8 protein-coding genes are annotated in these 8,577 nt (G+C 40.4%); 2 read left to right on the top strand and 6 right to left on the bottom strand.

All coding sequences use genetic code 11. The features are described from left to right. The 5 genes from IEY42_RS15815 to hemC all read right to left on the bottom strand — a co-directional run. A partial coding sequence (locus tag IEY42_RS15815; RefSeq protein ID WP_188926139.1) for a retention module-containing protein occupies positions 1-668 on the bottom strand: 668 nt, incomplete at its 3' end. A 334-nt stretch (positions 669-1,002) separates the two neighbouring features. Continuing rightward, a complete protein-coding gene (locus tag IEY42_RS15810; protein ID WP_188926138.1) occupies positions 1,003-2,172 on the bottom strand; it encodes a heme biosynthesis HemY N-terminal domain-containing protein in 1,170 nt (389 codons plus the stop codon). Further along, entirely contained in the window at positions 2,169-3,410 is a 1,242-nt protein-coding gene (locus IEY42_RS15805; protein WP_188926137.1) for a uroporphyrinogen-III C-methyltransferase, read from the bottom strand. Before IEY42_RS15805 ends, IEY42_RS15810 begins: the two co-directional genes overlap by 4 nt. 75 nt (positions 3,411-3,485) lie before the next feature. Continuing rightward, complete coding sequence (locus tag IEY42_RS15800) at positions 3,486-4,214, bottom strand: uroporphyrinogen-III synthase (RefSeq protein WP_188926136.1); 729 nt, start codon at positions 4,212-4,214, stop codon at positions 3,486-3,488. 26 nt (positions 4,215-4,240) lie between these two features. Beyond that, positions 4,241-5,170: a hydroxymethylbilane synthase gene (gene hemC, locus IEY42_RS15795; RefSeq protein WP_188926135.1), complete on the bottom strand. Its 930-nt coding sequence runs from the start codon at positions 5,168-5,170 to the stop codon at positions 4,241-4,243. Positions 5,171-5,462: 292 nt separating this feature from the next. On the opposite strand from hemC, the gene IEY42_RS15790 reads away from it, so the two are divergent. Beyond that, positions 5,463-7,934, top strand: coding sequence for a class I adenylate cyclase (locus IEY42_RS15790; RefSeq protein WP_188926134.1), 2,472 nt, complete (start codon positions 5,463-5,465; stop codon positions 7,932-7,934). Positions 7,935-7,962: 28 nt separating this feature from the next. Here IEY42_RS15790 and cyaY read toward each other — a convergent pair whose 3' ends face one another. Continuing rightward, positions 7,963-8,298 carry an iron donor protein CyaY gene (gene cyaY / locus IEY42_RS15785; protein WP_188918961.1) on the bottom strand — a complete coding sequence of 112 codons (336 nt, stop codon included), beginning with the start codon at positions 8,296-8,298 and terminating at the stop codon, positions 7,963-7,965. 79 nt (positions 8,299-8,377) lie between these two features. On the opposite strand from cyaY, the gene lptM reads away from it, so the two are divergent. Further along, positions 8,378-8,560 (top strand): LPS translocon maturation chaperone LptM, encoded by a 183-nt coding sequence (gene lptM / locus IEY42_RS15780; protein ID WP_373292865.1) that lies wholly within the window; start codon positions 8,378-8,380, stop codon positions 8,558-8,560. The last annotated feature ends 17 nt before the right edge of the window (positions 8,561-8,577 follow it).

Raw genomic sequence — 8,577 nt, 5'->3', positions numbered from 1 at the left:
ACGCCATTTTCTAGAGTAACTTCAGTGCCCGCAGCATAGGTTTCACCTTCAACTTCAAAGCTGGTAACTGTTAATGCGGTGTCTGCATCTGTGTCATTACTGAGTACATTACCTGAAGCAACTTGGTCTTCTGCAATCGTAATTGCATCATTAACTAAAACTGATGGGGAATCATTTTCACCTAGACCTTCTTCCTGGATTTCAGCTGTTGGGGTAACTAAAGCTCCAGTCGTGTCATAGCCATTAGAGGCTAATGTTTCGTTAGCATCTCTTGATACAGCGATATATCCAAAATCACCAGGGTTGGCAGTTGGGGTGCCAGCAGCGGTTTCAGGTAATTCTTCAGTAGGATCTTCGCCTGCAGCGATTAAATCTTGCAGAGCTTCAATTTCGTCCAATGTTGCCTGGTCTACAACTTGTTCAGCTGTGACTTCAGCATCATTGATGGTATTTGCAATCGATTCATCTAAAGGCGTTTCAGCACTGTTAAAAATGGTGCCATCATCAAAAGTAATCACGAAGTTAATATCGTCACTACTCGTCACAGTCGCTCCAGCTGGCACCATTTGACCTAACTGAAGCTCTGTCGTGTCATTGTTGATGGTCATGGTTACTTTGCCTTCTGAGGCAGAAAGTATTCCATTTTGTGATGTTTTAATCGATTCCATGTGAAGCTCCCAACAGCTTTGATATATCAGATAATTACTACGTAAGTATGTGTGTTCTTGGTCAAAAATTCATATTAAAAAAATTTAACTACAATCTAACAATTTTATCATTTACACGCTAGGCAGTCAATTTTTTGACATTGCAGTTTTGTTAAATTAAGTGATTGAAAAATTGTTAATTTACATTAAAGGATTACGTAAAAAATGTAGACTTTATAAGAGGTGTACATGTGCAGCGAGTAAATTTATATCGGCAGAAATGGAGATTAATTGAATAAATAACCCGCAAAAAGCGGGTTATTTAATTAAAGGCATAGAATTTAATACTAAAGTATTATAATGCATTGGCTGCTTTGCGGTAGCTCTGATTTGCAGCGCTATTTTCTCCTAATTGCTCTTGAATTTGGGCAAGTGATAGCCACGATTGATGTGTAGGAGCAATTCGACAGACATTTTGCCAATGAGTTTTAGCCTGTTTTGCATCGCGCTGTTGCATAGCTAACTTAGCTAAACACATTTGATAATCGGCGTCATTTTCATGAGTTGATTCTAAACGAGCTAATACATTACGAATATCGGTGTCATCGGCACCAACCAAATCAGGTAAAGCCTCGAATAAGGTCGCTGATGGAGCGGATTTTAATTGTTTTTCCAATAACTTTAATGCTTTAGTTTGGCGATTAAAACCGTTTAAGCCGTGAGTATAAGTCACAAGTAATGCATCGTGTTTACGTTCACTTTTGCTTAGCCATTGCCAGCATTTTTCTAATTCTGTTTCAGATTTTTTAGCCGCATCTGCGAGTATAATGGTGTTTGTTTTTACGCTGAGTGTTTGTAATTCAACATCATTTAAAAGCTTGCGCTTAACGATAATGGGTAATAATAATTTTAGTGCCTGCCAGTCTTGCTGTTGTTGATACAAATCAATAGCCAGTTTGAGTACGGGCTCACTGCTTTTACTCGTTGGTTCGAGCTTGTCTACAATAGCTCTTGCTTGTGCTAACTCACCTTGTTTAATGAAATAGCGCGCTCGAGAAGTATTGACTGCAGTTTTAGCAACTGGACTCTTTTCTGCTTGAGTTAAGTAATGATCGCGGGCAGTTGTTTTACCTTGATGGTGTGCGGCACGGGCTGCGGCAAATAAATTAAGTAGCGGAATTTCACCTTGTTGTGCGCCTTTTGCCATGGCGGTTTCTGCAGTGGACCAATTTTCTTCTGCAATAGCTAGGGCACCGGTTAGGGTATGTTTTTTAGCCGCTTTTTGGCGCCATTTAGTGGGTAAGTAGCGGCTGTTAAGTATGAGATTAAGCAATAACATGATTGCCCACTCAAGTAATTGCAGCGCAAAGTAAAATACAATTAACCCTACAACGGCAGCAACAAGACTGGTTTCTATTTGGTACTCACCGATAGCAATATAAACATAACCGCTTTGGCCAATAATCAATGGACTAAGACACAAACCCACTAATATGAGTAATACAAATACTAAGACTTTGATCATTGTGTCAGTTCCTCCACAGGCATAATTTCACCATAGATCACCAATTGCTGTAGCAATGGAGAGGCTTGGAACTTATTCAAGGTTACTTTTTCAATTTTGACCCGGGCTAATTTATCTAACGCTTCGATTGTGTCTTTCGTTTTGGCATCTGACACATCAAAATATTGCTGTAACCATTTGTCTGCTAACGCAATAGATTGCTTGTAGTTTACTTGATCAAAGCGATATAAAGACAATTGTGCTTGGAGTAATTTATTACGAATATTTTCAACTAAATACCACTGTTGTTCTGGTGATAGTAGAGGCTCCAAATCTGTTGTACGTTTGCGGATGGTGACAAAACCATCTGTGAGATCATGCCAAGTACGCGCTAAGTTTTGTTGCCAATCGTCAACCGAATCACTGATAGGCTGATTATCTGATTTGTCAGCAAAGTCTTCATTAACACGATTAAGCGGTAAAGCGGTTAACTGACCAATCACAGTATCTAACTCAAAAATAGTATTGGTAATGTCAGTGGTTTTTAAGGCTTTTACTCTGGTTATGTCATCAGCTAAGGCCTTACGTAAATGAGTTAAGGCAGGGTCTTTCATAGCACTGATACGTTCATCAGCTGATTGTAATAAGCCAATTGCGGTTTGTGGATCATTTTCTAGCCACAATTTACGGCCCGCCATGCGGACTAAATATTCAGCCTCAGATGCCATCCAATGATTAGGACTACGCTGGGCTATTACCGCTACACGCTCTTGTAATAACTTACTTGATTGCTGAAGTTCAGCTAACTTTGAATAAGCTTTGGTGTCGTTTAATTGTTGTTTTTCAAGAGCAGTAAGACGCTTATTACTGTCCATTGAAATCTGTTGTAAATCGTATTTTAAAGACTGATTTTCTTTGGCTTGTTCAGAGATGCTTTTGCCGAATTGACTCTGGTTGCCATCTTGTTTGTCCAATTGCAAATAAAGCCAATAGCATGCAGCAATGGCAATAATGGCGATGATTAAACTAAATAGTACTCCAAGACGGATCCACCACGAGCTTTTCTTCGCCTGACGACGGTTGCTATTGACCGGAGCGCTTTGAGCTTGCATGTTTTTGGGCGGAGTGTCATTGGTTGGTTTGTGGACCGTGCTGTCTTCTTGGATATCCGCCGGTTTTTCTGCTGGCGCTGTTGTTGGAGAAATGACTTTCTCATCCTTGTCTGCTGGCGAGTTTGGATCTTTTTTATTGTTTTCCATGAACAGTCCTTGAAAGCAAAAATACAACCAATAAAAGCTATGTTATTTAGTGCGCGTCAACGCCAATTAACAACATTATAACAAATTAATTCCCAGACTTGTTAATGTTGCTTGAGTATTTGCTCCATTTGCATTGCTAATATGGTTCAAACCCAAAGCGTTAGCTTGTATTTCGACGCGGTTACTTGGGACTATGATATGACATGAACGTAGCCATGCAAATAATTCTTTTGGTACAAGGGCAACTAAATTGGATAATATTTCGCCGCTAGTGACCACAATGGTATCAATACCGAAAGATTGCCATTGGCGACAAATGTAGTATCCATCAAGTTTAGGGAGTGTGCGTTGATATACCTGCCAGTAATTTACTTTGGCGCCACGCTCCGTTAATTGCTCTGCTAATGTTTCACGTCCACCTACACCACGTACAATGATAAATGTTTGCTTATCGACGTGTTGTAATTCGGCTAAAGATAGCAGGCCCTCACTGTCTTGACTTTTGTCTGGCGAGGTTAGCGCATTAATATTGTGCAGCGCTAAGCTATCTGCAGTCGCTTGTCCTACTGCAAAATATCGACAATGGGTTGGGAAGGTATACGCTAATTTTTTTGCGGCAAAATCAACTGCATTGGTACTGATAAATAATAAATTGTCAGTACAACTGAGGCAAGATTCGGAGAGTTGTTCAGTGGTTTCTACAACGGCTAGAAGGGGGGTAACAAAATAAGCAACGTCACGTTGTGACAGTTGCTCTTCCATTGCTTGATTGCGCCCTTGCGGGCGCGTTAACAAGACTTTCATAGTCTAATTATCTTGATGATAAAAGATTAGCTAGCATATACGGCATCTAAAATCGTTTTGGCGCCGCGACTTAATAAGTCATCTGCCAATGCTTGTCCTAGGCTTACCGCATCAGTTTTTGCACCCGATACAGTGCCATTAATCACTTCGCTGCCGTCAGGGTTACCCACTAAACCACGTAGCGTTAATTCGTCACCGTTAATTTCAGCAAAAGCACCGATAGGAACCTGGCAACCGCCTTCTAGGCGAGTGTTCATTGCACGCTCAGCTAACACTCTGTAACGTGTTTCTTGGTGCTCTAATGGTGCAAGTAATGCTTTTACTCGTTCATCATCTGTACGGCATTCAATACCAACAGCACCTTGACCATTAGCTGGTAAAGATTCTTCAGCAGAGATAAAGCTGGCAATACGGTCATTAAGTTTTAAACGAATAAGACCTGCGGCAGCAAGAATAATGGCATCATAATCACCACTGTCTAATTTTGCTAAACGAGTGCCCACATTACCACGTAAGTCTTTAATGACTAAATCAGGACGGGCAGCTCGAATTTGGCATTGACGACGTAAGCTTGAAGTGCCCACAACAGCGCCTTGAGGAAGCTCGCTAATCGTTTTGTAGGTATTAGAGACAAATGCATCACGAGGATCTTCGCGTTCACAAATCACTTCTAAGCCTAAACCTTCAGGAAAATCTACCGGCACATCTTTCATCGAGTGCACTGCAATATCGGCACGGTTTTCAAGCATAGCGACTTCAAGTTCTTTAACAAACAGACCTTTACCACCTACTTTTGCTAAAGGCGTATCTAAAATTACATCGCCTTTTGTACTCATCGGCAAAAGCTCGACGCGTAAACCAGGATGAATACGTTCAAGTTCTGCTTGAACAAATTCTGCTTGCCACATAGCCAGTGGACTTTTACGTGTTGCAATACGAATTACATTTTCAGACATGTTAATAGATCCAATCAGATAGCCTTATTTAGCTAATGCTATCATTGCCAAAGCCTTGATGTAATATATGGATGCTAATTGTTTGAAGTCTGTAGCGGTTATTTAACTCAAATTCGCTCAAAGGTTTGATTTAAAGTACTAGCGAAATGAATAATTAATGCTACGATGATCACATAACTGGTAAGTTTGTGACGTTCAATTGACTTCGGATAGTGATAAATTCAAATTCTAAAAATTAAACGTGTATCCAGCTTTTGTATATATCTCGCATGAAGAAATAAGGAAATAGGCTTTGGCGACCGTCCCTACAGGTTATCAACAAGGATTAGCACAACAACTCAATAGTATTCGCTTGGCTCGAGTGTTGAGTGTGTTGCCACACACCCAGCAGCACCTGTTCAACATTATTCCTTTATTACTCAGTTGCCATCACCAAGATTTACCCGGCGTAATAAACTCAAAAACACCTTGCGGTATTGAAGGGTTTTCTCTCTCTGATAAAATCAAAAACGCTTGTGCTGAGTTATCACTGGCCATCCCTCAAAACTGTGCGTTTCAACATATCGATACTGATATTGCTTTTGAAGGCGTATACGCCATGGGCAGCACAGCCAGTTTTGGCCAACATTTCAAAAGCGATGTTGATGTATGGTTAGTGTATAAACCCCACTTAACTCAAAGCGAACTCAATTTAATTAGCCACAAAAATGCATTGTTAACTCAATGGTTTGCTGGGTTTGATTTTGAAGTTAATTTTTATCTTGTTCACCCGCAACAATTTATACAATCCAACGCATTTGATAGTAATCAATCTCTCGGGCTAGAGCACAGCGGAACCAGCCAACATTGGTTACTGTTGGAGGAGTTTTATCGTTCACATATTTGTTTAGCAGGCAAAACGGTTGCATGGTGGCCAAATGCCCATTGTGATGGCAACACACGTGACCCACAATTACTGTATTTAGGTGATATTGAGTCATTGCCTGCTGCAGAATATTTTGGTGCATCATTATGGCAACTCTATAAAGGATTAAATAAGCCTCATAAAGCATTGTTAAAAGTGTTGCTACTTGAAACTTATGCATCTGAATATCCGCAGACAACATTGATTACCCAACAAATTTGGCAACTGTGTGAACAAAACAACTTTAGCTGCGATAACGATGCATATTTATTGTTATACCAGAGGATTGAGACTTACTTACTGGCGCAAGGTGATACAAGTCGATTAGAAATTGTTAGACGTTGCTTTTATTTGAAATCGGGCGTGATGTTGTCGCAAAAGGCTGTTAAAAGTGGCTCTGATTGGCGTTTAGTCAAAATATCTCATCTTGTGCAAGAGTGGCGTTGGAGTTCTGATTTAATCGCGACATTAGATAACAGCCCACACTGGCACGCCGGCCAATTAAAATGGTTTAACAAACAATTGAGTGAGTTATTGCTTGTCAGTTATAAAAACTTGCTCCAATTTGCTTCCAAACAGGCGTTAAGCGACCGAATGCGAGTTGAAGAACTCGGCTTGTTAGCAAGAAAGTTACACAGTTATTTTAGTGATGATGACCATATATTACAGCCACTTAATCGGTTGTGGAGTATCACTACCACTGAGAAAGCCCTTACAGTGCGTTATTGTGAGTCAACGGCTCGGTTTTACCTTTATCGTCAGCCCCAATCTGAAATTGCAGCTTCTGTTACCCCAAGCGACTTATTAAAGGAGGTTGATGACGGTCTTATTATCCACCAAGCAGACAATGTATGCAGTTTAGTTGCTTGGTCGGTAATGAATGGAATCGCTACATCTAATACCACCTGGTCACAAATTGGCAGAGGCCATCGCCGGGCAAGTAAGTTGGCTTATTTAACGCGTAAATTAATGCCGGTGTTACACAATGTGCCTATGGTGTCTAAGCGACATTTGTGTGAACCCTGGTATTACCAAAAAGTCGTGTTAGTGGTGAATGTTGATTACGATCCAACCGGGCAGTGGCAAGGTCAGGAGTTGATGTTTGATTATATTGACTTAAATATTTTGTCGTTTGGCCGCGATAAAACCAATATGTTGTCGTCAGTCGCGGTCGTGTGCTTAAACAGCTGGGGTGAGTGGCAAAGCCACCGTTTTGACGGGGATACAGCATTATTAGAAGCCATTTCGTTTGTGATTTTAGGGCTTAAACGCTCAGATGATAAAGTCGACTTATCGATTATTAGTTGTTCTGCAAAATTAAAACAACCAATATTCAACCAGCTTAAATCATTATTATTGCGTTGTTATGGCTTAATGAAAAAGGTAAGCCAAACCAATACATTAATGCATCAAGTTTCCATTGGCGAGCATCGATATGGTATGTACTTTAACTCCCTAGGGATGATGTATCGTAAAATTGATACCGCGGTGAAAAGAGATTTAGTAGAAAACCTGGTGTTAGCCAGACCAGAACTGGTAGATGATCCTTATGCGAGTGTCCCATCGATTATTCAGCAGTTTGTGGCATTAGGTGCCAAGCAATATTTTTTGCGTGAACGCACTAATACGCTAGATGTGTTTATCGTTGATGAACATAACCGCTTAACTCAATTAGAGTATCAGCAGACCAGTATGAAAAGTTTTGTTGAAAAAGAAAGTCACTCATACGTATTTGATGGTCAAAAACAGCGTTTGTCGGTGTTTAATATGCCGCAGTTTTTCTTGCTGTCTCGTATTGAAGGTGAGTTAACCGTGATCCCGTTTGGGTTGTCAAATGATGAAATGGGGTCGGCTTTTTAACCGTCCCCATTTAGGTAAGATGCGTGCGTTAAGCCTTAATGTCTAACACTATACCGCTTTGCTTTTTGATTGAATCAATTACAAAAGGCATAAATTCTAAGCTGTTACGTGTATCAAGCCATTTACCGTCGTTATAGTTAAAATGAAAACCACCAAACTTAGTCGCGATCCAAATTTCATGAAGTGGCTCTTGTTTGTTAATTACAATTTGCGAGCCATCTTCAAATGACAATTGCAACACGTTTCCGCTTGCATCAATATCAACATCAGCATCTTGGTCGTCAATTGCTCGTTCAACCGCGTTGTCAATCTCGCCAAACATTTCATCTGCTAACCGGTGAAACTCAGTATCTGTCATAGCCATGCATTTCTATCCTTTGCTTTCTGCGTTATGAATGCGATTATAAGGCCATTATTCATTAGATGCACAGATGTTGAGAAAAATGAGACTGCTTTTATTTATTATGCTTGCTAGCCTATTCGTAACCGCATGTGGTCAAAAAGGGGATTTATACAAATCTCCCGAGCCAGTGGACAATAAAGTTGCCTCGCAACCTGTCAGTACCAATGTGGCTGATAAAACGCTAGCAACCGACGAACAAACCTCAATTTCACAACAAGAATAGCTTTTTTAAGGAACCGC

This window comes from Shewanella algicola (assembly GCF_014648035.1).
In the GTDB taxonomy this organism is placed as follows: Bacteria; Pseudomonadota; Gammaproteobacteria; order Enterobacterales; family Shewanellaceae; genus Shewanella; species Shewanella algicola.
The sequence above is the reverse complement of the archived record's forward strand: the minus strand, read 5'-3'. Positions and strand labels throughout refer to the sequence as shown.

What these genes read in the sequence shown, in the direction of transcription:
- IEY42_RS15805 (WP_188926137.1), bottom strand. Translation starts at nt 3,410, where the DNA reads ATGGAAAACAATAAAAAAGATCCAAACTCGCCAGCAGACAAGGATGAG.
- lptM (WP_373292865.1), top strand. Translation starts at nt 8,378, where the DNA reads ATGAGACTGCTTTTATTTATTATGCTTGCTAGCCTATTCGTAACCGCA.
- IEY42_RS15800 (WP_188926136.1), bottom strand. Translation starts at nt 4,214, where the DNA reads ATGAAAGTCTTGTTAACGCGCCCGCAAGGGCGCAATCAAGCAATGGAA.
- IEY42_RS15810 (WP_188926138.1), bottom strand. Translation starts at nt 2,172, where the DNA reads ATGATCAAAGTCTTAGTATTTGTATTACTCATATTAGTGGGTTTGTGT.
- hemC (WP_188926135.1), bottom strand. Translation starts at nt 5,170, where the DNA reads ATGTCTGAAAATGTAATTCGTATTGCAACACGTAAAAGTCCACTGGCT.
- cyaY (WP_188918961.1), bottom strand. Translation starts at nt 8,298, where the DNA reads ATGGCTATGACAGATACTGAGTTTCACCGGTTAGCAGATGAAATGTTT.